19 protein-coding genes are annotated in these 20902 nt (G+C 63.9%); 9 read left to right on the forward strand and 10 right to left on the reverse strand.

The features are described 5' to 3' along the window. Positions 1-36: 36 nt before the first annotated feature. The 3 genes from glpK to XALGPE39_RS02430 all read left to right on the forward strand — a co-directional run bounded on the left by glpK (position 37) and on the right by XALGPE39_RS02430 (position 2835). Positions 37-1536: a glycerol kinase GlpK gene (glpK, locus tag XALGPE39_RS02420; RefSeq protein ID WP_045726838.1), complete on the forward strand. Its 1500-nt coding sequence runs from the start codon at positions 37-39 to the stop codon at positions 1534-1536. 113 nt (positions 1537-1649) lie between these two features. Beyond that, positions 1650-1952: an SDR family oxidoreductase gene (locus XALGPE39_RS02425; RefSeq protein ID WP_255352704.1), complete on the forward strand. Its 303-nt coding sequence runs from the start codon at positions 1650-1652 to the stop codon at positions 1950-1952. Between the two features lie 25 nt (positions 1953-1977). Further along, positions 1978-2835, forward strand: coding sequence for a fumarylacetoacetate hydrolase family protein (locus tag XALGPE39_RS02430; protein ID WP_045726839.1), 858 nt, complete (start codon positions 1978-1980; stop codon positions 2833-2835). 325 nt (positions 2836-3160) lie between these two features. Here the strand turns inward: XALGPE39_RS02430 and XALGPE39_RS02435 are convergent, their stop codons facing one another. Then, a complete protein-coding gene (locus tag XALGPE39_RS02435) occupies positions 3161-3532 on the reverse strand; it encodes an STN domain-containing protein (protein ID WP_045726840.1) in 372 nt (123 codons plus the stop codon). A 141-nt stretch (positions 3533-3673) separates the two neighbouring features. Beyond that, the gene (locus XALGPE39_RS02440; RefSeq protein ID WP_045726841.1) at positions 3674-5428 is read right to left on the reverse strand and encodes a glutamine--tRNA ligase/YqeY domain fusion protein; all 1755 of its coding nucleotides are present in this window, start codon (positions 5426-5428) and stop codon (positions 3674-3676) included. A gap of 252 nt (positions 5429-5680) precedes the next feature. Between XALGPE39_RS02440 and XALGPE39_RS02445 the strand changes: the two genes are divergently transcribed. Together XALGPE39_RS02445 and msrA are read left to right on the forward strand one after the other, a co-directional pair. Then, complete coding sequence (locus tag XALGPE39_RS02445) at positions 5681-5908, forward strand: DUF2007 domain-containing protein (protein WP_045726842.1); 228 nt, start codon at positions 5681-5683, stop codon at positions 5906-5908. Between the two features lie 150 nt (positions 5909-6058). Then, complete coding sequence (gene msrA / locus XALGPE39_RS02450; RefSeq protein ID WP_045726843.1) at positions 6059-6709, forward strand: peptide-methionine (S)-S-oxide reductase MsrA; 651 nt, start codon at positions 6059-6061, stop codon at positions 6707-6709. Positions 6710-6893: 184 nt separating this feature from the next. Here msrA and XALGPE39_RS02455 read toward each other — a convergent pair whose 3' ends face one another. The 4 genes from XALGPE39_RS02455 to ahpC all read right to left on the reverse strand — a co-directional run bounded on the left by XALGPE39_RS02455 (position 6894) and on the right by ahpC (position 11501). Next, entirely contained in the window at positions 6894-7862 is a 969-nt protein-coding gene (locus XALGPE39_RS02455; protein WP_045726844.1) for a transaldolase, read from the reverse strand. Positions 7863-8137: 275 nt separating this feature from the next. Further along, entirely contained in the window at positions 8138-9088 is a 951-nt protein-coding gene (locus tag XALGPE39_RS02460) for a LysR substrate-binding domain-containing protein (RefSeq protein WP_045726845.1), read from the reverse strand. 86 nt (positions 9089-9174) lie between these two features. After that, positions 9175-10764, reverse strand: coding sequence for an alkyl hydroperoxide reductase subunit F (gene ahpF / locus XALGPE39_RS02465; RefSeq protein ID WP_045726846.1), 1590 nt, complete (start codon positions 10762-10764; stop codon positions 9175-9177). 170 nt (positions 10765-10934) lie between these two features. Next, positions 10935-11501, reverse strand: a complete 567-nt coding sequence (gene ahpC, locus XALGPE39_RS02470; RefSeq protein WP_012915011.1) for an alkyl hydroperoxide reductase subunit C — start codon at positions 11499-11501, stop codon at positions 10935-10937. 228 nt (positions 11502-11729) lie between these two features. Here ahpC and prmC point away from each other — a divergent pair, with 228 nt between their 5' ends. Together prmC and pip are read left to right on the forward strand one after the other, a co-directional pair. Next, positions 11730-12563, forward strand: a complete 834-nt coding sequence (prmC, locus tag XALGPE39_RS02475; protein WP_045726847.1) for a peptide chain release factor N(5)-glutamine methyltransferase — start codon at positions 11730-11732, stop codon at positions 12561-12563. Between the two features lie 133 nt (positions 12564-12696). Continuing rightward, positions 12697-13638, forward strand: coding sequence for a prolyl aminopeptidase (gene pip / locus XALGPE39_RS02480; protein WP_045726848.1), 942 nt, complete (start codon positions 12697-12699; stop codon positions 13636-13638). 271 nt (positions 13639-13909) lie between these two features. Here pip and XALGPE39_RS02485 read toward each other — a convergent pair whose 3' ends face one another. The 4 genes from XALGPE39_RS02485 to XALGPE39_RS02500 all read right to left on the reverse strand — a co-directional run bounded on the left by XALGPE39_RS02485 (position 13910) and on the right by XALGPE39_RS02500 (position 16854). Further along, positions 13910-14707, reverse strand: coding sequence for an N-formylglutamate amidohydrolase (locus XALGPE39_RS02485; RefSeq protein ID WP_235429736.1), 798 nt, complete (start codon positions 14705-14707; stop codon positions 13910-13912). Then, positions 14700-15251: an NUDIX hydrolase gene (locus XALGPE39_RS02490; protein ID WP_045726850.1), complete on the reverse strand. Its 552-nt coding sequence runs from the start codon at positions 15249-15251 to the stop codon at positions 14700-14702. Before XALGPE39_RS02490 ends, XALGPE39_RS02485 begins: the two co-directional genes overlap by 8 nt. Before the next feature lie 107 nt (positions 15252-15358). Further along, positions 15359-16282 carry a 5'-3' exonuclease H3TH domain-containing protein gene (locus tag XALGPE39_RS02495; RefSeq protein ID WP_152624806.1) on the reverse strand — a complete coding sequence of 308 codons (924 nt, stop codon included), beginning with the start codon at positions 16280-16282 and terminating at the stop codon, positions 15359-15361. Further along, positions 16279-16854: a nitroreductase gene (locus tag XALGPE39_RS02500; RefSeq protein WP_045726852.1), complete on the reverse strand. Its 576-nt coding sequence runs from the start codon at positions 16852-16854 to the stop codon at positions 16279-16281. Before XALGPE39_RS02500 ends, XALGPE39_RS02495 begins: the two co-directional genes overlap by 4 nt. Before the next feature lie 522 nt (positions 16855-17376). On the opposite strand from XALGPE39_RS02500, the gene XALGPE39_RS02505 reads away from it, so the two are divergent. Together XALGPE39_RS02505 and XALGPE39_RS02510 are read left to right on the forward strand one after the other, a co-directional pair. Continuing rightward, the gene (locus XALGPE39_RS02505) at positions 17377-19641 is read left to right on the forward strand and encodes a DUF1631 domain-containing protein (protein ID WP_045726853.1); all 2265 of its coding nucleotides are present in this window, start codon (positions 17377-17379) and stop codon (positions 19639-19641) included. 169 nt (positions 19642-19810) lie between these two features. Continuing rightward, entirely contained in the window at positions 19811-20899 is a 1089-nt protein-coding gene (locus XALGPE39_RS02510) for an NAD(P) transhydrogenase subunit alpha (RefSeq protein WP_045726854.1), read from the forward strand. The last annotated feature ends 3 nt before the right edge of the window (positions 20900-20902 follow it).

Raw genomic sequence — 20902 nt, forward strand, 5'->3', positions numbered from 1 at the left:
TCATGCCGCGCGCCGCATGTCTTGCAGGAGTCACCGATGGAGAAGCAATTCATCCTGGCCATCGATCAAGGTACCACCAGTTCGCGCGTGATCCTGTTCGACCGCCATGGTCGCAGCGTCGCCATGGCCCAGCGCGAGTTCACGCAGATTTTTCCGCAGCCGGGCTGGGTCGAACACAACCCGCGCGAGATCATGACCAGCGTCTACACCACGATCACCGAGTTGTTGAACACCCATCAGGTGGACGCGAGTGCGATCGCCGGTATTGGCATCACCAACCAGCGTGAGACCGCGGTGGTGTGGGACCGTGCCACTGGCCAGCCGATCTACAACGCCATCGTCTGGCAGTCGCGGCAGACCAAGGACATCTGCGATCAACTCAAGGCCGATGGTCATGAGGACATGGTGCGGGCCAAGACCGGGTTGCTGATCGATGCGTATTTTTCCGGCACCAAGATCAAGTGGATCCTCGACCATGTCGAAGGCGCACGCGCACGCGCGCAGCGCGGCGAACTGGCGTTCGGCACCATCGACAGTTGGTTGATCTGGAACCTCACCGGGGGTAAGGCGCACGTCACCGATTACACCAATGCCTCGCGCACCCTGCTGTACGACATTCATGCACTGCGCTGGGATGAAGACCTGCTGCGCATGCTCGATATTCCGGTTTCGATGTTGCCGCAGGTGTGCTCGTCCAGCGAAATCTACGGCAGTACGCAGGGTCAGTATTTTTACGGTCACGCCGTGCCGATTGCGGGGATCGCGGGCGATCAACAGGCGGCATTGTTCGGCCAGGCCTGTTTCGAGCCGGGCATGGCGAAAAACACCTACGGCACCGGCTGTTTCATGCTGATGCACACGGGCGAAAAGGCGGTGGCGTCGAACAATGGCTTGCTCACCACCATCGCCTGGGGCGTGGACGGCAAGGTGGAGTACGCGTTGGAGGGGGCGATCTTCGTCGCCGGTTCGGTGGTGCAATGGCTGCGCGATGGGCTGCGCATGTTCGGCAAAGCCAGCGATTCGCAGGCCTATGCCGAGCGCGTTAGCGACAACGATGGCGTGTACTTGGTACCGGCCTTCGTTGGCCTGGGGGCGCCATATTGGCGCAGCGACATCCGTGGCGCGGTGTTCGGCCTGACCCGTGGTACCACCAAAGAACACTTCATTCGTGCCGCGATCGAGTCGATGGCCTACCAGACCCGCGACGTGTTGACGGCGATGCAGAGCGATGCCGGTATCAAGTTGAAGGAGCTGCGCGCCGATGGTGGTGCGATCGCCAACGATTTCATGGCCCAGTTCCAGAGCGACATCCTCGATGTGCCGGTGTTGCGCCCGGAGGTGGCCGAGACCACCGCGCTGGGGGCTGCTTATCTGGCGGGCTTGGCGACGGGATTCTGGAAGGATCGCAGCGAGATCGCACAGCATTGGGCGGTGGACCGCCGCTTCGAACCGACGATGCCGGCCGAGCGTCGCGAGGCGTTGTACGCGGGCTGGCAACAGGCGGTGGAGGCGACGATGGGTTTCCGTATTCGCTGATGACTGTCTGCTGTGCGGGGCGCGTGTTGATCGTCTTTCCGATCCGATTGTGTCCCGCACCAGCAGGAGCACTGCGCCATGGCCATGTCATCGTTCACCCTGGGGAGCTGCGCATGAGCGGCCGGCTACATGGTAAGCGCTGCCTGATGACCGCCGCCGGCGCCGACTACGTTGCCAAGGGCGTGCGTTGCAATGCGATTTGTCCAGGTACTATCAAGACCCCATCGCTGGGCGAGCGCGTCAAGGCATTGGGCGGCGACGAACAGGCGGTGTTGAAGCGCTTGACCGACCGCCAGCCGATGGGCCGGCTGGGTGATCCGCGCGAGATTGCGCCGTTGGTGGGCTACCTGGCGTCTGACGAATCGTCGTTCACCACTGGCCAGGCCCATATCATCGATGGCGGTTGGTCCAACTGATTTCCTTTCTACATAGGACACCTGCATGAAACTTGTACGCATTGGTTCCCCAGGGCAGGAAATTCCTGGCTTGATCGATGGCGAGGGCCATATCCGCGATTTGCGCGGTGTGATTGACGATGTCGCTGGCGAGCACCTCACCCGTGCCGGCCTGGACAGGTTGCGCGCGCTGGATGTCGCGACGTTGCCGATCATCGACGGTGCACCGCGTTACGGCGCGGCGGTTGGCCGCATCGGCAAGTTCATCTGCGTCGGCCTGAACTATGCCGACCATGCCGCCGAATCCGGCATGGAAGTGCCCAAGATGCCGATCCTGTTCATGAAGGCCACCACGGCGGTGTGCGGCCCCAACGACACGGTGATTATCCCGCGCGGCTCGGTGAAGAGCGATTGGGAAGTGGAATTGGGTGTGGTGATCGGCGATGTGGCACGCGATGTCAGCGTGGAGCAGGCGCTGGATCATGTCGCTGGCTATGCGGTCATCAACGACCTGTCCGAGCGCGAGTTCCAGCTCGAACACGGTGGCCAGTGGGTCAAGGGCAAGAGTGCCGACACCTTCGGCCCGATCGGCCCATGGCTGGTCACCCGCGATGAGATCCCCAACCCGCAGAACCTTGCGATGTGGTTGGAGGTCAACGGCCACCGTTACCAAAACGGCAGCACCCGCACGATGGTGTTCGGCGTGGCCGAGCTGGTCAGTCACATCAGCCGCTACATGACGTTGATGCCTGGCGATGTGATCAGCACCGGCACGCCGCCGGGTGTGGGGTCGGGTCAGAAGCCGCCGGTCTACCTGAAGCCGGGCGACGTCATGGAGCTGGGGATCGAAGGTCTGGGCCAGCAGCGTCAGCGCGTGGTCGCCCATCCGCGCGACGCCCGCTGACGCGGCTTGATGCGCATCGCCTGAATCCAGGAGCCGACCAGTCTCGATGCGCTGCTCGGTCACGTCGCGACGGTGGCGCACGCTATGCGCCCATCGTTGCGTTCATCCAATGCGGTGCGCAGCAGATGGATGCGCAGGTGGCGATGTGCGCGGCGGCGGCACAGATCAGTGCGGCGTTAGGCGCGTCAGGCGATGCACAAACGTTGCGCCGTTGTGGATGATGTTGGCACGGTGCTGAATCTGCCTGCGCATCACGGAAGATGTCTGGGAGGTCGGATGGACGATTCAATCGCCTGACGATGTTCGCATGGAAACGTTGCGAGGGTCAGCGGCGTCCGATCTGAATCGTGTCCGCTTGTTCCTGCTCTATTTTGAGCGCAGTGCCGTCCACTGCCTGGTGCATCGCTTGGCGGATGCTGATCTGCCCCTTCACGGCATTGACCGGCATGGGCGCCAGTGTGCTGTCGCGGTAGACGATCATGCAGCCGGTGGCATGGGCCAGTTGTTGGGAGACTTCATCGAAGCGCCCTGCGGGCAGGTCGTAGGGATGGTCGGGAACCTTGTCGCACTTGCCGGTGGCCGCAGTGCTGGCGGTTGTCGAGGATGCTGTGGTGGAGGCGTCGCTGGCCGGTTTGCAGCCGGCGAGCAGCGCCATCAGGGCAAGACCGCTACAGGCACTGCGCAGGATCACGTTCATGGGATGATTCCTGTAGGAGTGTGATTCGCAGTCTAGAGCGTCTGGCTTAACCCAGCTTGGCTTCGCGGGTGAGGAATCGTCGAATGCCGCAGTGGCATTCGACGATCAGGATCGCGGCGAGCCGTGTGCGTGTGGGCTCGCTCAGGTGCCGTCCTGGCCGCTGTTCCAGGTGTCGCGTAGCGTCACGCTGCGGTTGAATACCGGCGTTTCGGCGCGGTGATCGTGGCGGTCGGCGACGAAGTAGCCGCTGCGCTCGAACTGGAACGCTTGCTCCGCTGTGGCATGGGCTGCGGCGGGTTCGACGTAGCCGCGCACGCTGCGTTTGGAGTGCGGGTTGAGGTGGTCGCGGTAGCTCTTGCCGTCGGATTCGTCGTCGGGCTTTTCCACCGAGAACAGACGGTCGTACAGACGGATTTCGGCCTCCACCGCATGCGCGGCGCTGACCCAGTGCAGGGTGCCCTTGACCTTGCGATTGGCGCCTTCCATCCCGGGGCGCGAGTCCGGATCGAGCCAGCCGCGCAGTTCGACGATTTCGCCAGCGGCGTTCTTGATCACTTCGTCGACGCGGGCGATCCCCGCACCGCGCAGACGCACTTCGCCGCCGGGCACCAGCCGCTTCCAGCCTTTAGGCGGCACCTCGGCGAAATCCTCGCGCTCGATCCACACCTCGCGCGAGAACGGTACCTCGCGCGTACCGAAGCTATCGTCCTTGGGATGGTTGGAGAACGTCAGGGTTTCGCGGTGGTTGTCCGGCAAGTTGCTCAGTACCAGTTTGAGCGGGTCGATCACCGCCATGCGCCGTGGGGCATGGGCGTCAAGGTCTTCGCGCAGGCAGCCTTCCAGCACCGAGAAGTCGATCACCGAGTTCTGCTTGCTGATGCCGACACGCTCCACCAGCAGGCGCAGTGCGGCTGGGGTATAGCCGCGTCGACGTAAACCCTGCAGCGTGTACATGCGCGGATCGTCCCAGCCATCGACCAGACCTTCAGTGACGAGTTGGGTGAGTTTGCGCTTGCTCATCACCGTGTAGTTGATGTTCAGGCGCGAGAACTCGATCTGCCGTGGTTTGCTCGCCTCGCGCGGCAGTCCCTTGGCCAGCAGCGGTTGCAGCAGCTCCGGGTGCCCGGCCAGATCGACCTTGTCCACGCACCAGTCGTACAGTGGCCGGTGGTCCTCGAACTCCAGCGTGCACAGTGAGTGGGTGATGCCTTCGATGGCATCGCCCAGGGCATGGGCGAAGTCGTACATCGGGTAGATCGGCCAGGCGTTGCCGGTGTTCTGGTGTTCGACGTGTTTGATTCGATATAGCGCCGGGTCGCGCAGATTGATGTTGCCGCTGGCCATGTCGATCTTGGCGCGCAGGGTGCAGGTGCCATCCGGAAATTCGCCAGCGCGCATGCGCCGGAACAGGTCCAGGTTCTCCTCGATGCTGCGCTCGCGGTAGGGCGAATGACGGCCCGGCTCGGTGAGCGTGCCGCGATACTCGCGCACTTGCTCGGCAGATAGATCGCACACGAACGCGTGGCCGTCGCCAATCAACTTCTCGGCGGCCAGGTAGTACACCTCGAAGTAGTCCGAGGCATGGCGCAGTTCGGCCCAGGCGAAGCCCAGCCAGCGCACATCGTCCTGGATCGCGGTGACGAATTCGGGATCTTCCTTGGCCGGATTGGTGTCGTCCAGGCGCAGGTTGCAGCGCCCGGCGAACTCGGCGGCGATGCCGAAATCCAGGCAGATCGCCTTGGCGTGGCCGATGTGCAGGTAACCATTGGGCTCGGGCGGGAAGCGGGTGCGGATGGAGGCGTGTTTGCCGCTGGCCAGGTCCTCGCGGACGATCTGGCGGATGAAGTCTTTCTTCTCGACCGGGGCGGTGGCGTCGGTGGTGGTGGTCTCGGACATGCGCGCTTCAGCGAATCAGTAAAGCGCAAGTTTATAAGTAAAGCGCCGCTTGAGTTGGCCTAGGCTAGCGTGGGGCTGTCTGTGCGCGTAGGCTCAGGATCAGCCCATCTGAAAGATGCCCGCATGCCGTCTTGCTCTTCTGCCGCTGGCGGCATGCTCTCCTGCGGGTCGGTATGCCTGCGCCCGCTACCGATCCGTCTGCCGTCGCTCCAGGTTGCCCCTGGATGCTGCCTGGACCGCTGAGGGCCGCAGATGCAGATCGCCTATCGCGCCCAGCACCTGATCGATGCGCATCTGGCCAAGCATGCGTTGGAGGATGCCGGCATCGTCGCCTTCGTATTCGGTGAAGCGCTGCTTGGTGGTGCTGGCGAGTTGCCGTTCGGCGTAGTGCAGGTGTGCGTGGCCGATGAGCTGCTCGAAAAGGCGCAGGAAGTGTTGATGGCATTGGGCCTGGGCGGGCAGGTGACGCGAGCGATGTAAGTGGGCCGAACCCACGGCAAGAGAGAGCTGCCGCGCTTGATCCACGGCGGCGTCGGCCTGTGTGCATCTCCCAGCTCGGCCATTGCACCTTGAAAGCCACCCACTCCAGCGCCATCCACGTGGTATCGCCTTGTGTCAGGAGTTCGCCTCATGTTGGGAATCGGTGCCTTCAAGCAGCGCCTGCCGCGCCCGGGCGAGAGCCTGCCCGGGCGGACGGAACCGCTGCCGCTGCACAACCGTCATTTCGTCAACGCGCATCCGCTGCGCGATGTGTTCGCTGGTCTGCAGCAGGTGCAGTTCGGCCTTGGTTGCTTCTGGGGTGCCGAGCGTGCCTTCTGGTCGCTGCCAGGCGTGTTCACCACGGCGGTGGGCTATGCCGGTGGGCAGACCCCGCATCCGACATACCACGAGGTGTGTTCTGGCCAGACTGGCCACACCGAGGCGGTGTTGGTGGTGTTCGATCCCCAGGTGGCGACCTTCGCGCAGTTGTTGCAGACCTTCTGGCAAAGCCACGATCCGACTCAGGGCATGCGCCAGGGCAACGACCTTGGAACGCAGTACCGCTCGGCGATCTATTGCGCCACGCAGGAACAGTACGATGCGGCAATCGCCAGTCGTGATGCCTATCAGCAGCGGCTGCATGCGGCCGGCTATGGCGCGATCACGACCGAGATTCGTGTGCCGGCGCCGCCGTTCTATTACGCCGAGGACGAACACCAGCAGTATCTTGCAAAGAATCCGGGGGGCTACTGCGGCCTGGGCGGGACCGGCGTCAGTTGTCCGCTTGGTCTTGAAGTCTGAGCGTCCGCTTCATTGGTGGGTGAGGTGCGGGCTTGCGCAATGTTGGATCCGTCCTTGTGCGTCGAGCGCCATCGCAATGCCGCTGGGCTTGGTAGACGACGCGGACGATGCAATCGCCCGTGTTGAGCGCGAAGCAAACGCAAGTGGCGTTTGCTTCGCGCTTATGGCCCAGCGGGCAGCCGGCTCAGCCTGCCAACTTTTGCCGAATCGTCTCGCGTAGCGCTTGCAGATCCTTGGCGAAGGTGTCGATGCCGCTGGTCAGCTTCTCGGTCGCCATTGGATCGGCGGCCAGGTCGGCGGCGAAGCGTTGCGCGTCGATCAGCGATACGCTGGCACCATCGGCCTGGCCGGGGGAGAGCTTGCGCGGCAGTGGCCCGTGGTCGGCGTCGAGTTTTTCCAGTAGGTCCGGCGAGATGGTCAAGCGGTCGCAACCGGCCAGCGCTTCGATTTGCGCGGTGGAACGGAACGAGGCACCCATGACCACGGTCGGCGAGCCGCGCCGTTTGAATTCGGTATAGACGCCGCGCACGAATTGCACGCCCGGGTCTTCGTCGATGCTGGCCGGGGTCTGGCCCTGGGCCACATACCAGTCGAGGATGCGGCCGACGAAGGGCGAGATCAGGAACGCCCCGGCTTCGGCGCAGGCCAGCGCTTGGGTGCGGTTGAAGATCAGGGTCAGGTTGCAGTCGATGCCGTCCTTCTGCAATTGCCGCGCTGCTTCGATACCTTCCCAAGTGGCGGCGACCTTTATAAGAATCCGTTCCTTGGCGATGCCGCGCTCGGCATACATGGCGATGAATTTATGTGCCTTGGCGATCGTGGCGGCGGTGTCGTGGGCGAGGTCGGCGTCCACTTCGGTGGACACGCGACCGGGCACCAGCGTGCTGAGTCGGCTGCCGACGCCGATGGTCAGACGGTCGGCGATTTCGTCGACCAGGGCGGCAGGTTCGCCATTTTGGCGGCGCGCCCAGGCCAGCGCCTCGTCGATCAGGTCGGCATAGACCGGCAGGTCCAGTGCCTTTTTCACCAGGGTTGGGTTGGTGGTGCAGTCCACCGGCTTGAGTCGCTTGATCGCGTCGTAGTCGCCGGTATCGGCCACGACCACGGACAATTCGCGCAACTGGGCCAGTTTGGAGGAAGCGGAAGAGGTCATCGGTAACTCTCGATACGAGTGAAAAGAAGGCGGATGACCTACTACGTTAACGCGCTGCGCGGGTATTGTCGCCGGTGAAGTCCTTCATCGCGGTGACAGGCCGTGATCGCGAGTGTGTGGTGGATGCGTGTCGGTCGCGTTGGCGCGAGCTGGATGCAGTACAGGCGTGGCGCTGTCTTGCGCGAGGTTGCAGCGTGATGCGCCTGTGCGTGCGAGGTGCTTGTGCAGGCACGCTGGCATCGAGGCGATGCCAGCCTGCGCGCGCACCTGGCCGTTCAGATGACGGCTTGCCGCGGTGCCGCCGCGTTCGCTTGCGGTGCCAGTACGAACAACTCCTGCGGCAACGTTTTGAACAGTTGCGCCAGTTGTTGCAGAAACTCGCTCATCGCCGAACTGCGCCGCCACAGCATGGCGATGCGGCGGCTCGGTCCACAACTGGGATCGAAATTGAGCAGGCGGATGTTGGACGGATTGGCCACCGGCGGCTGTACCGCCAGCAACGGCAGCAGGGTCACGCCGACATTGGCGGCGACCATTTGTCGCAGCGTTTCCAGGCTGGTGGCCTGGAATTCGGCTTTTTCCGTCGCCCCGGAGAGGTGGCATATGTCCAGTGCCTGATCGCGCAGGCAGTGTCCGTCTTCGAGCAACAGCAGGCGTTGCGAGTGCAGTGCATCCAGGGTAAGTGGCGCTTGTTGTTCGGCCAGTGGATGTGGGTCCGGGACTGCCAGCACGAAGGGCTCCTCGAAGAGGAATTCGGCATGCAACTGCTCATCGTGCAGTGGCAGTGCCAGCAGAGCTGCGTCCAGGCGTCCCTCGCGCAGGCGGCTTAGCAGCACGTCGCTCTTTTCTTCGATCAACAGCAGTTCCAGATGCGGGAAGCGTGTGCGCACCTTCGGGATCACGTGCGGTAACAGGTACGGCCCCAGGGTCGGGAAAATGCCCAGGCGCACCGTGCCGGCCTCCGGATCCTGGCTGCGCCGCGCCGCTTCTTTCATCTGCTCGACTTCCGCGACGATGCTGCGCGCACGGCTGGCTGCCTCGCGCCCTGCTGGGGTCAGCATGACCTTGCGTGGCGCACGCTCCACGAGCGGCACGCCGAGTTCGTCTTCGAGTTTCTTGATCTGTGTGGACAGTGTCGGTTGGCTGACGAAGCAGGCGGCGGCGGCGCGACCGAAATGCTTGTGATCGGCCAGCGCTACCAGGTATTTGAGATCACGCAGGTTCATCGGCAAGTTCCTTTGGCACGCACGGCGGAGAGACGGCGCAGAACGGCAGCATAGCCCCGCGCCGTGTGGGAGACGGTGTCAAGGCATCAAGCCGCCTCGGCGATGCCGTTGGCGACTGGAGCGCTGTGGCGGATCAGGTGGTCGAACGCGCTCAACGCCGCCTTGGAGCCTTCGCCCATGGCGATGATGATCTGCTTGTATGGCACCGTGGTCGCGTCGCCAGCGGCGAACACGCCTGGCAGCGAGGTCTGGCCGCGCTCGTCGACCACGATTTCGCCGCGTGGCGACAAGGCGACCGTGCCTTGCAGCCATTCGGTGTTGGGCAGCAACCCGATCTGCACGAAGATGCCTTCCAGCGCCACGTGATGCACCGAGTTGCCGACACGGTCTTTGTACATCAGGCCGGTGACCTTCTGGCCGTCGCCGAGCACCTCGGTGCTCTGCGCGTTGACGATGATGTCCACGTTGCCCAGGCTGCGCAGCTTGCGTTGCAGGACGTCGTCGGCGCGCAGCTTGCTGTCGAATTCGACCAGGGTGACGTGGCTGACGATGCCGGCCAGGTCGATCGCCGCTTCCACGCCGGAGTTGCCGCCGCCGATCACCGCGACGCGCTTGCCCTTGAACAGCGGGCCATCGCAGTGCGGGCAGTAGGCCACGCCCTTGTTGCGATATTGGTCTTCGCCCGGCACGTTCATTTGCCGCCAGCGTGCGCCGGTGGACAGGATCACCGTGCGGCTCTTCAGCGATGCGCCATTTGCCAGCTTGATCTCGACCAGCCCGTCGGCTCCGGCCGGAATCAATTGCTCGGCGCGTTGCAGGCTCATGATGTCCACGTCGTACTGGCGCACATGCTGCTCCAGTGCCGCAGCCATCTTCGGGCCTTCGGTTTCCTGCACCGAAATGAAATTTTCGATGGCCATGGTGTCCAGCACCTGACCGCCGAATCGCTCGGCCGCCACGCCGGTGCGGATGCCCTTGCGTGCGGCGTAGATCGCCGCCGCTGCGCCGGCCGGGCCGCCACCGACCACCAGCACCTCGAATGGCGCCTTGGCCGCGATCACCGCCGCCTCGCGTTTGGCCGCGCCGGTGTCGAGCTTGGCGACGATTTGCTCCAGGCTCATGCGGCCCTGGTCGAACACTTCGCCGTTGAGGTAGACGGTGGGCACCGACATGATCTGCCGTGCTTGGACCTCGTCCTGGAACAGCGCGCCATCGATGGCCACGTGCTGGATGTTCGGGTTCAGCACCGCGGCTAGGTTCAGCGCCTGCACGACGTCCGGGCAGTTCTGGCAAGACAACGAGAAATAGGTTTCGAAACGGTATTGGCCAGGCAGTTGACGTACCTGCTCGATCAGCTCGGCGGTAGCTTTGGACGGATGTCCGCCGACCTGCAACAGCGCCAGTACCAGCGAGGTGAATTCATGGCCCATCGGCAGCCCGGCAAAGCGCAGGTGGATGTCCTGACCCGGGCTGTTGAGTGCGAAGGAGGGCGTGCGCTCGTCGCTGTCGCGATGCACGTCCAGGGTGATCTTGTCCGAGAGCAGCACCAGTTCTTCGAGCAGATCGAGCATCTCGCGCGATTTGGCGCCATCGTCCACCGAGGCGGCGATATGGATGGGGCGCACGACCCGCTCCAGATAGGCTTGCAACTGCGTTTTCAGATCGGTATCCAACATGGCGGACTCCTGACGTTGGGCAAAGCGAGGGAGAGACGCGACTGCCGCATGGGCCGCCGGTCGTCAGACAACTGTGAGGAGGGGTGAACCGCAGCCGACAGACACGATGCGCTACCGTCTGCGGTTCACCCCCACCCCCGCCAGCGCGGCGGAGATGGGAGTGGACGGGTTTAGATCTTGCCGACCAGATCCAGCGACGGCTTCAAGGTCTTCTCGCCTTCCTTCCACTTGGCCGGGCACACCTCACCCGGGTGCGAGGCGACGAACTGTGCGGCCTTGAGCTTGCGCAGGGTTTCGGTGACGTCGCGGGCGATGGCGTTGTCGTGGATTTCGACGGTCTTGATCACGCCTTCCGGATTGATGACGAAGGTGCCGCGCAGGGCCAAGCCTTCGTGCTCGATGTGTACACCGAAAGCGCGGGTCAGTTGGTGGGTTGGATCGCCGACCAGCGGGAAGCGGGCCTTACCCACCGCCGGGGAGGTTTCGTGCCACACCTTGTGCGAGAAATGGGTATCGGTGGTGACGATGTAGACCTCGGCGCCGATCTTCTGGAACTCGGCATAGTGTTCGGCGGCGTCTTCTACTTCTGTCGGGCAGTTGAAGGTGAAGGCGGCCGGCATGAAGATCAGGACCGACCACTTGCCCTTCAGGTCCGCGTCCGTCACTTCGATGAATTCACCGTTGCGATAGGCGTTGGCCTTGAAGGGCTGGACCTGAGTGTTGATCAAAGAAGACATGCAGTTTCCTCGTGGTTGGGTGTCAGGGGCGGGGGATGGAACGAGGTTGATCATAGGAGCAAAAGATAGACGCCTCAAATCGATTTATGAAATTGGATAGATAGATTTATCCTATCGTTATCCCAGACGGGCTCTTTGCTGCGCTGCGGTGACGCCAGCGATGACAGATCGCACAGAGAAGGTCCAAGCACGTTGGCTTTTCCAGTCCGCTGGGTCATCGTGATACCGATGAATGCGTCCACTCCCGAGTCCCTACTGCGCGCGGCCTGTACTCAGATCGCGCGCGTCGATGCCGAAGCGCTGTTGATCCATGCCCTGCAGCGCGAACGCGCCTGGCTGTTCGCGCATGCGCGCGCAGCGCTGCCGGCGGAGGCTGTGGCGCGGTTCGAGGACTTGCTTGCCCGACGCGCGCAGGGCGAGCCGGTGGCCTATCTGACTGGCCGGCGCGGCTTCTGGACCCTGGATCTGGCGGTCGGCCCGGCCACCCTGATTCCGCGTGCCGATACCGAACGCCTGGTGGAACTGGCGCTGGAGCGCTTGGACATGCAGCCGGGCCGTCGCGTCGCCGACTTGGGCACCGGCAGCGGCGCAATCGCACTGGCGCTTGCCAGCGAACGCCCGCAGGCGCAGGTGCTGGCGACCGATGTCAGTGCGGCGGCGCTGGCGCTGGCCGAGGCCAACGCGCAGGCGCACGGTCTGCACAATGTCGCCTTCGCGCACGGCATCTGGCTGGCACCGCTGGTCGGGCAGCGTTTCGACCTGATCGCCAGCAATCCGCCTTACATTGCCGCTGACGACCCGCATCTGACCCAGGGCGACCTGCGCTACGAACCGCTGAGCGCCTTGACCTCCGGCATCGATGGTTTGGACGACATCCGCCAGATCGCCACCGCTGCGCCAGCGCACTTGCAGCCGGGCGGTTGGTTGTTACTGGAGCACGGTTGGGACCAGGGCAACGCCGTGCGCGCGCTGCTATCGGCTGCAGGCTTCATCGCGGTGGAGACTTACCAGGATCTGGAAGTCCGCGATCGGGTCACACTGGGGCGCTGGCCGCTTGCATGAGCGGCGGCAGCGGTGCGGCTCTCGTGCTGGCGTGGCCAATGCGTGGTCTGCCGACTACCGCAGACGCGTGCTGTGGCAGTGCACGCGACGCGGCGGTCCATAGGTAGAATCGGCATTTTCCGCAGGAGTTGCCATGCGCACGTTGTATCCCAGTATCGAACCGTTCGATAGCGGCCTGCTGCCGGTGGACGCGCGGCACACCCTGTACTACGAACAGTGCGGTCATCCCGACGGCAAGCCGGTAGTGGTGCTGCATGGCGGGCCAGGTGGCGGTTGCAACGCCAAAATGCGCTGCTTCCACGATCCGGCCAAGTACCGCATCGTGTTGTTCGATCAGCGCGGTGCCGGCCGCTCCACGCCGCATGCGGATCTGGTGGACAACACCACGTGGGATTTGGTGGCCGATATCGAGCGATTGCGCGAGCACCTGCGCATCGACCGCTGGCAGGTGTTCGGCGGCAGTTGGGGCTCGACCCTGGCGTTGGCCTACGCGCAAACGCATCCGCAACGCGTAGCCGAGTTGGTGTTGCGTGGCATCTTCCTGCTGCGGCGTTGGGAGCTGGAATGGTTTTATCAGGAAGGTGCCAGTCGGCTGTTTCCCGATGCCTGGGAGCACTATGTCGGCGCGATTCCAGCGGTGGAGCGGGCCGATCTGATTTCCGCGTTCCATCGGCGTTTGACCAGTGACGACCAGGCCACGCGTCTGGCGGCGGCCAAGGCATGGAGCGTGTGGGAAGGGGCGACCAGCTTCCTGCATGTGGACGCGGATTTCGTCGATAGCCACGAAGACCCGCACTTCGCGTTGGCCTTCGCGCGCATCGAGAATCATTACTTCGTCAACGGCGGTTTCCTGGAAGTGGAAGACCAGTTGTTGCGCGATGCGCACCGCATCGCCGATATCCCCGGGGTGATCGTGCACGGTCGCTACGATGTGGTGTGTCCGCTGACCAGTGCCTGGGATCTGTCCAAGGCATGGCCGAAGGCGCGTTTGGAAATCACCCCGGCATCGGGTCATTCTGCGTTCGAGGCGGAGAATACGGACGCGCTGGTGCGGGCGACGGATGCCTTCGCCTGAGCAGTGTCCAGGAGCATGCGGCACGGGTTCGGTAGAGCGCAGATGTCGTGGCCGCGCCGCGCGGGTGACCGCGAGCGCATCGCGTTGTTGGATGCGCCGTTTGGCGGCTCGTCGCGATGCGTATCGCGATGAGAGTGGCTACAAAACCTCGCCAATCGCTGGCGGCTGGGTGCGGACAGCGCGCAGCCGCCGCAGTGTATAGAGCGCAGATGAGGAGTCGAGCACTGCCCGCGTCCGTCCGACAGTGACGCAGTGGTGTTGTTAGCGCCGCTTAGGCCATCGCCAGCAGTTGCGGCTGCAGCGTCGTGAGGATTTTGGCCAGACGGTGCGCCCAGGCCTGCTGTCCGGTGTTATCGGCGATCAGGTCCTGGCGGATCTCCAGTTCTGCATGCAGCAGGCCGCGGCCTTCGCCGTGCACTGGGACAGCGTAGTCGCTGCTATCGCTGACCGTATAGGGCGCGTTATCGCCGACCAGCAGCTCGTCTGCCTCGCCCAGCGCGCGCAGCAGGGCATGGGCGAAGCGGGTGTCGTGGTGATACAAAACACCGGCATGCCATGGCCGCGATACGCCGTTCATGATCGGGGTGAAACTGTGCATCATCACCAACATGGTGGGACGCGCGTTTGTGCGCCGTGCATCGAGTTCGGCGGCGATGCGCGCGTGGTAGGGCGCATGCACTGCGGTGATCCGCTGCTGCCGCTGCGCGACCGATAACCCCGCATTGGCCGGCACCACGGTGCCGTCGCTGGTTTCGGCGATCAGCGTCGGTGAGGTCAGCGGACGATTGCAGTCGATCAACAGGCGCGAATAGGTTTGTTCGATCGCCCACGCGTCCAGCAGCGTGGACAGCGCGCGGGTGACGCCAGCGATGCCGATGTCCCAGCCGATGTGTCGGTCCAGTTCGTGCTGAGGCAAACCCAGGTTGGCCGAGGCGCGCGGCACGGCTTGACCGGCATGGTCGGCCAGCAGCAGGAACGGCGAGCTGCCCTGTGGGCGGTGAATCGTGAAGACGTCCGGATCGTCTGGGCCGAGTAGGGGCGGCAAGTGTGCCGATGCGGGCTCAACCACGCACAGTACCGTCGAGGTGATGCTCGATCATCCACAGGCCGGCCCATAATTTCGGGTCCAGCGCATAGCCTTCGTCCATTTTCTGTACCAGCCATGCGGCCGCGCGTGCGCGCGGCACCGTGTGCACGGTGATGTCCTCGCTGGCGTCGCCGCCGCCAGCGCCAACTTTGCGTAAGCCGGTGGCGCGGACGAAGGCGATTTTTTCACTGCTGGCACCAGAGGACGTTGGGCCGATCATCAGCACTTCGGCATGCGCGGCGGTCCAGCCGGTTTCTTCCTCCAGTTCGCGTACCGCCGAGACTTCGATCGACTCGCCCGCGTCGATGTCGCCGACCAGACCTGCTGGCATCTCGATGGTGCGCGCCTGCAGTGGTACGCGGAATTGTTCGACGAACAGCACCTCGTCGTCCGGTGTCACCGCAATGATGATTGCGGCCAGACCGCCGGCATGCACGCGTTCGGAATATTCCCAGGTGCCGCGCACCACCATGCGTTGGTATTTGCCTTCGTAGACGATGCGGGGAGGAGAGTCGTGGCGGGTCATGAGCAGCTCGCGGGTCACAGAGGAAGAAGGCGCCGATGCGCACGCTAGGCTGAGGCGCTTTTGTGCAGTGTAGTGCCTAATGTTGTTACGGCGTTGCGTGTGCAGGGTCAGTTGGCGGTGGGCTCCAGGCCGGCCGCTTGCAGCAATCGGCGTCGGGTTAGCGGCCCGAAGCGCAGTGTTTCGCACAGGCCCAACAGCATGTCGGTGTCGGCTGGGCTGCGGGTGAATCCGGGTGTGGCCGTGTGCAGCGGCGCGTCCAGTGCGATGGTGGTCAATTGCCGCCATCGCAGTGCCTGCTGGTGTTGCTCGCGCAGGCGCACGGCCATCTGCGCCGCGCCGCGCAGGCGCAGGAACGCCACTTCGTCCACCCGTGCCAGTAAGGTGTCCAGGTCGCCGAAATGCGCCAGCAGAATCGCGGCGGATTTCGCGCCGATGCCGGTGACGCCGGGGATGTTGTCGATTGCATCGCCGGTCAGTGCCAGGTAGTCGGCGATTTGCTGCGCATGCACGCCATACCGTGCTTTGACTCCGGCCGCGCCCCAGCGTTGGCCGCGCCCGTAGTCCCACTGTTCGTCGCACTCCAGCAGCAATTGCGACAGGTCTTTGTCGGCCGATACGATCACGCCGTGAAAACCTTCGCCGCGCACGCTGTGTAGCGCGCTGCCGATCAGGTCGTCGGCTTCGTAGTGCTGGTCCGCCAGCACGCACAGGCCCAGTGCCGCGCACAGCGCCTTGCAGTGCGCGAACTGCCGCCGCAGCGCATCCGGTGCCGGTGCGCGGTTGGCCTTGTAGGCCGGATACAGCTGATGCCGGAAGCAGGTGTCCAGGGCTTCGTCGAAAGCAACCGCGATGTGCTGCGGGCGCTCGCGTTCGAGCAGGTCGAGCAGGAACCGGGCGAAACCGTGCACGGCGTTGGTCGGCCAGCCTTGCGCGTCCTGGAATTCGTCGGGAATCGCATGCCAGGCGCGGAAGACGTACAGGCTGGCGTCGATCAGGTACAGCGGCCGTGAGGCGAGCGTGGATGGATTCACGGTGTCCAGTCGCTAAGCAGCTGCTGCGGATCGGGGCGCTCGCGCTCCGGTGCTTGCACCTTTGCGGTTCCCAGATGGATGAAGCCAGCAATGCGTTCGTGTTCGGCCAGGCCCAGGCGTGCGGCCACCGCATCGTCGTAGGCCATCCAACCCGTCAGCCATTGGGCACCGAAGCCGTAGGCCTGTGCCGCTTGCAGCAGCGCGAAGCACACCGAACCGGCGGTTAGCCATTGCTCGATCTCCGGCACTTTATGCCCACGTTGCAGGCACGCGATCACCGCGATCACCACCGGCGCATGGCTGAAACGTTGGCGGTCTTTTTCCACGACCGCAGTTGGCGCGGCGGGATCACGCTGCAGGCTGCGCTCGGCGAGAAAATCGCCAAGCGTCAGGCGCGCTTGACCGGCAATACGCAGAAACCGGAACGGCACCAGCTTGCCGTGGTCGGGGACGCGCACAGCCGATTGCAGCATCGCCAGCAGTGTCGCCGGGTCAGGTCCTGGCTCGCCCAATTGCATGGACGGCACCGAACGCCGTGCATCCAGCGCTTGCAGCGAATGAAGTGTGCGCATCTGGTTTGGATCCGATTGAGTCGATGCAAAATTATAGTCCTGCGCCGACACCCATCAGCAGGTAGGCCGGTGACGCCGATAACCGTGTTGGGTGTAATCGTGTTGCGTTGTCGATGCGTTGCTCGCAGACGCATGGCTGCTGATGGGATTGCATCGATTGCAACGACCGCGCGCGGCGTTGCCTGCGCCTTGGTGTGCATTCGATTGCTGCGTGTGGATGCGCGCCAAACGTCGCGGCCGTTGATGTGTGCGTCGGCGATGATCTCGTGCAGCTTGATTGTCGGAAAGAGTGAGCGATCAAGGTCGAGTGCCGGCCAGTGCAGGTCGATTCAGGCAAGGCTGTCGCAAGTGCCGTCTGAAATCATGTTGGGCATCACGTTTTGAGTGGAAAATGTTTCTTGTGACACAGTCGACGTTCAGATGTTCGGCCTACTATGAGTTCAGTGAAAACAGAGGGCGTGTCCGCTTGTCTTCCGTCCTCACTTCTGTCGAGCGCCGCTGATGGCGCGGAGCCATTGCGTAATGAGTTTCATCCCCACCCAGCACGCGCACCCCGCGCGCGACTCGCGTCTATTGACGCAGGCGCGTGATGGCATGTTGCCTGGGCTGGACACCGCGTTCGCAGCGGCGTTGATGCGTTTCGACGATGCCTTGTTCGATCTTGCCGAAACTGGCGGTACGTCGCAGATGCTGTTCCTTGACGGTATGCGTGAATTGCGCCGCCATCGCGAAGACATCGCTGCGCGTTTCCGTACACAACTGCAGGTGGCTTGGCAGGCGCTGGAGACGGGTGTGCCGCTTTCGGCCGAGGTGGTCATGGCGGGCGATGGACACGGTTTGAGCCTGTTGTCCGAGCACGAGCTTGAGTTGCGATTGGCGGTGCGCAATCTGGCTGGCGCACTGCTGCGCGAATGCAAGTCGGTACTCGCTCGCATCGATCATCGCCTTGGCTGGATCGCCGGCGGTCTGCAACTGGATGCCGATACCAATCCGGTGGGCCCCGAACATATCGGTGTCGCCGTACACGCGGCATTCTCCAATACCGATCTGGAGCCTGAGGTGCGCCTGGTGCTGATCAAGTTGTGCGAGCGTGACCTCGCCGCCGACATCGGTCAGCTCTACCAGGAACTGGACGAGCGTCTTGCCGAGGCTGGGGTGGCGCCGGAAATCCCACGCGCACCACCGCCGCCGAAACATCCCGCGCACCACGACGAGGCTGGCGATATCGGTGGCGACGAAGCGATCTACCAGCCGCCCTGGGCGCGACGTTTTGTCGAACGTTGGGCCGAGCGTCGCGACAGTGCGCGGGCCGTCACCCGCGATGGTGCGGCGCACCTGCCCGAGGATGCTCAGGACGTTTTGCTGGATGCGTTGCAAGAGCTGTTGAAGCAGACCCGTAATGCGCGTGATGCCGCGACCTCGGCGGCGCGCGTTGCGCTCGGCCAGCAGCGCGCGCTCAGCCCGCGCGAGATGATGTCGGTGTTGTCACTGTTACAGGCCACGCCCAGTGCCACGCAGCGCGCAGTGGTCGGCGACGATAGCCAGTCGCTGGCGCATTGGCTCAAGAACGAGATGCTCTCCACTGTTGCTCAATGTGGCCTGGACCCGGCGGATGCGCGGTTGGATCCGGTGGATGAAGATGCGATCGACTTGGTCGGCATGCTGTTCGACGTGATGCTTGATGAGCGTGACCTGGACGGTCGCTCGGGCGAGTTGATCGGGCGGCTGTTGGTGCCGTTCGTCAAAGTCGCGCTGCTGGATCGGCGAATGCTCGTGCAGAAGACGCATCCGGCGCGGCGCTTGCTCAACTCGTTGACAGAGGCCTGCGAGGGCAACGCTGGCGAGAGCCAGACCGAGCGCGTGCTGATGGTCAAGGTCGAGGAGATCATCGACCGGCTACTCGCTGAGTTTAACGAGAACCTGACGATCTTCCTGACCTTGGAAGAGGAATTTCGCGAATTTCTGTCTCAGCATCGGCGTCGCGTCGAAATCGCCGAACGCCGTGCCGCCGAGACTCAGCGAGGCCAGGAGAAGCTGGAACTGGCGCGGCGGCGCGCCGAGGCCGAGTTGCAAACGCGCCTGCACAATCGACAGTTACCGCAGGCACTGGAGGATTTTCTGCGGCGGCCTTGGCAGCATTACTTGACCATGGTCATGTTGCGTGAATACGAGGATAGCCCCAACGTGCGCGAGGCCATCGCGCTGGCCGATGGCATGCTGGAGGAATTGGCCGCCGCGCAACTGCATATTGTCGACAGACCTTGGTTGAAGGCTTGGCAGGAGCCGTTGCACAAGGTCTTCGCCAGTGTCGGCTTACATCCGGAGGCGGTCACGGCGGCGTTCGATGCCCTGTATGACACTCTGCGGGCGATAGCCGAGCTGCGCCCGGAACTGGAGCGTCGGTTGCCGGAACTGCCGCAGTTGGCGCTGCCGCAGCCGCCGGCACAGGAGGCGCAGCCGGTGGAAGTGGTCGCGCCGGAGACGTCGGACGATTTCGATAATGCCGATGCCGACCGTTTCCGTGCGATGGAGATTGGCACGTGGCTGGATTTCGTTGATCGCGACAGCAATGTGCAGGCAGGCAAGTTGTCGTGGGTGAGCCCGATCTCGTCGCGGTTGTTGTTCGTCAACCGCCGTGGCGCGCGGTTATGCGTGGCCTCGCCGGAGGAATTGGCGCTGATGGTGCGGCTCGGTCGCCTGCGCACTCATGTCGATGACGGCGCTTTCGACATTGCTTTGCAATCGGTCATCGAACGGCTTGATGCGTGTAGTGTCACTCTGCATTGAGCGAGCGTATCGACCGAGTGTGTGCTCGGTTTCCGCGATTGCCTCATCTGGAGCGTCTGCGTTTACGTGCTGTGCGCTGGCCTGCTCATGCTTCTGTGCAACCGCTGCGATCATGCGCCGGACCCTGTAGCATCGGCACTGGACTGACGGGCAGCGCATGGGAAATCGCATGGCAGTGCAGGTTCTGGTAGTGAAGGAGTCGGCGCCGGGCGAGCGCCGGGTGGCGGCGACGCCGGAAACGGTGAAGAAATTGCTCGCGCTGGGCGCGCAGGTGCGGATCGAACCGGATGCTGGTGCCTCGGCGGGTTTTGTCGATGCCGCCTATCTCGCCGTCGGTGCGCTGCTTGCCGATGCGCAGAGCCCGGCACAGGCGGATCTGGTGTTGTGCGTGCAGCCGTTGCCGGTCCAGGCACTGGAACAACTCAAGGACGGTGCCGGTGTGGTCGGCATGCTGCAGCCGCAGGCCGATCCAGCACGCGCTGCGGCGCTACAGGCGCGACACCTGGTCGCGTTCCCGCTGGAGCGCTTGCCGCGCACCACGCGCGCCCAGGCGATGGATGTGCTCAGTTCGCAGGCCGGCATGGCCGGTTACAAGGCGACGCTGATCGCCGCGCAGTTGGCGCCGCGCTTCTTCCCGATGTTGACCACTGCGGCCGGCACCATCCGTCCGTCCAAGGTGCTGGTCGTTGGTGCCGGTGTGGCCGGCTTGCAGGCCATCGCCACCGCCAAGCGCCTGGGCGCGCAGGTCGAAGGCTTCGATGTGCGCCCGGAAACGCGCGAGCAGATCGAATCATTGGGCGGCAAGTTTCTCGACCTCGGTGTCAGTGCTGCGGGCGAGGGCGGCTATGCACGGCAACTCAGCGATGCAGAGCGTGTCGAGCAGCAGCAGCGTCTGGCCGAACACCTCAAAGGCATCGACGTGGTGGTGTGTACCGCCGCTGTGCCGGGACGACCGGCGCCAAAGATCCTCAGTGCCGAGATGGTTGCCGGGATGCGGCCCGGCAGCGTGGTGGTGGATCTGGCCGCCGAGACAGGCGGCAACTGTGCATTGACCCGCCCTGGCGAGACCGTCGAACACGGCGGGGTCATCGTCGCCGGGCCGCTGCATCTGGCCAGCATGGGCGCGGTGCATGCCAGCGAGATGTATGCGCGCAACGTCTACAACTTCGTTGCGCTGTTCCTCAAGGACGGGGCGATCGCCTACGACTGGGACGACGAGTTGCTGGCGAAGACGCGCTGGCATCCGGCTCCGGCCTGAGTG

It is taken from the genome of Xanthomonas sp. GPE 39 (genome assembly GCF_000963005.1).
Lineage (GTDB): Bacteria > Pseudomonadota > Gammaproteobacteria > Xanthomonadales > Xanthomonadaceae > Xanthomonas_A.

What these genes read in the sequence shown, in the direction of transcription:
- glpK (WP_045726838.1), top strand. Translation starts at nt 37, where the DNA reads ATGGAGAAGCAATTCATCCTGGCCATCGATCAAGGTACCACCAGTTCG.
- XALGPE39_RS02425 (WP_255352704.1), top strand. Translation starts at nt 1,650, where the DNA reads ATGAGCGGCCGGCTACATGGTAAGCGCTGCCTGATGACCGCCGCCGGC.
- XALGPE39_RS02430 (WP_045726839.1), top strand. Translation starts at nt 1,978, where the DNA reads ATGAAACTTGTACGCATTGGTTCCCCAGGGCAGGAAATTCCTGGCTTG.
- XALGPE39_RS02435 (WP_045726840.1), bottom strand. Translation starts at nt 3,532, where the DNA reads ATGAACGTGATCCTGCGCAGTGCCTGTAGCGGTCTTGCCCTGATGGCG.
- XALGPE39_RS02440 (WP_045726841.1), bottom strand. Translation starts at nt 5,428, where the DNA reads ATGTCCGAGACCACCACCACCGACGCCACCGCCCCGGTCGAGAAGAAA.
- XALGPE39_RS02445 (WP_045726842.1), top strand. Translation starts at nt 5,681, where the DNA reads ATGCAGATCGCCTATCGCGCCCAGCACCTGATCGATGCGCATCTGGCC.
- msrA (WP_045726843.1), top strand. Translation starts at nt 6,059, where the DNA reads ATGTTGGGAATCGGTGCCTTCAAGCAGCGCCTGCCGCGCCCGGGCGAG.
- XALGPE39_RS02455 (WP_045726844.1), bottom strand. Translation starts at nt 7,862, where the DNA reads ATGACCTCTTCCGCTTCCTCCAAACTGGCCCAGTTGCGCGAATTGTCC.
- XALGPE39_RS02460 (WP_045726845.1), bottom strand. Translation starts at nt 9,088, where the DNA reads ATGAACCTGCGTGATCTCAAATACCTGGTAGCGCTGGCCGATCACAAG.
- ahpF (WP_045726846.1), bottom strand. Translation starts at nt 10,764, where the DNA reads ATGTTGGATACCGATCTGAAAACGCAGTTGCAAGCCTATCTGGAGCGG.
- ahpC (WP_012915011.1), bottom strand. Translation starts at nt 11,501, where the DNA reads ATGTCTTCTTTGATCAACACTCAGGTCCAGCCCTTCAAGGCCAACGCC.
- prmC (WP_045726847.1), top strand. Translation starts at nt 11,730, where the DNA reads ATGAATGCGTCCACTCCCGAGTCCCTACTGCGCGCGGCCTGTACTCAG.
- pip (WP_045726848.1), top strand. Translation starts at nt 12,697, where the DNA reads ATGCGCACGTTGTATCCCAGTATCGAACCGTTCGATAGCGGCCTGCTG.
- XALGPE39_RS02490 (WP_045726850.1), bottom strand. Translation starts at nt 15,251, where the DNA reads ATGACCCGCCACGACTCTCCTCCCCGCATCGTCTACGAAGGCAAATAC.
- XALGPE39_RS02500 (WP_045726852.1), bottom strand. Translation starts at nt 16,854, where the DNA reads ATGCGCACACTTCATTCGCTGCAAGCGCTGGATGCACGGCGTTCGGTG.
- XALGPE39_RS02505 (WP_045726853.1), top strand. Translation starts at nt 17,377, where the DNA reads ATGAGTTTCATCCCCACCCAGCACGCGCACCCCGCGCGCGACTCGCGT.
- XALGPE39_RS02510 (WP_045726854.1), top strand. Translation starts at nt 19,811, where the DNA reads ATGGCAGTGCAGGTTCTGGTAGTGAAGGAGTCGGCGCCGGGCGAGCGC.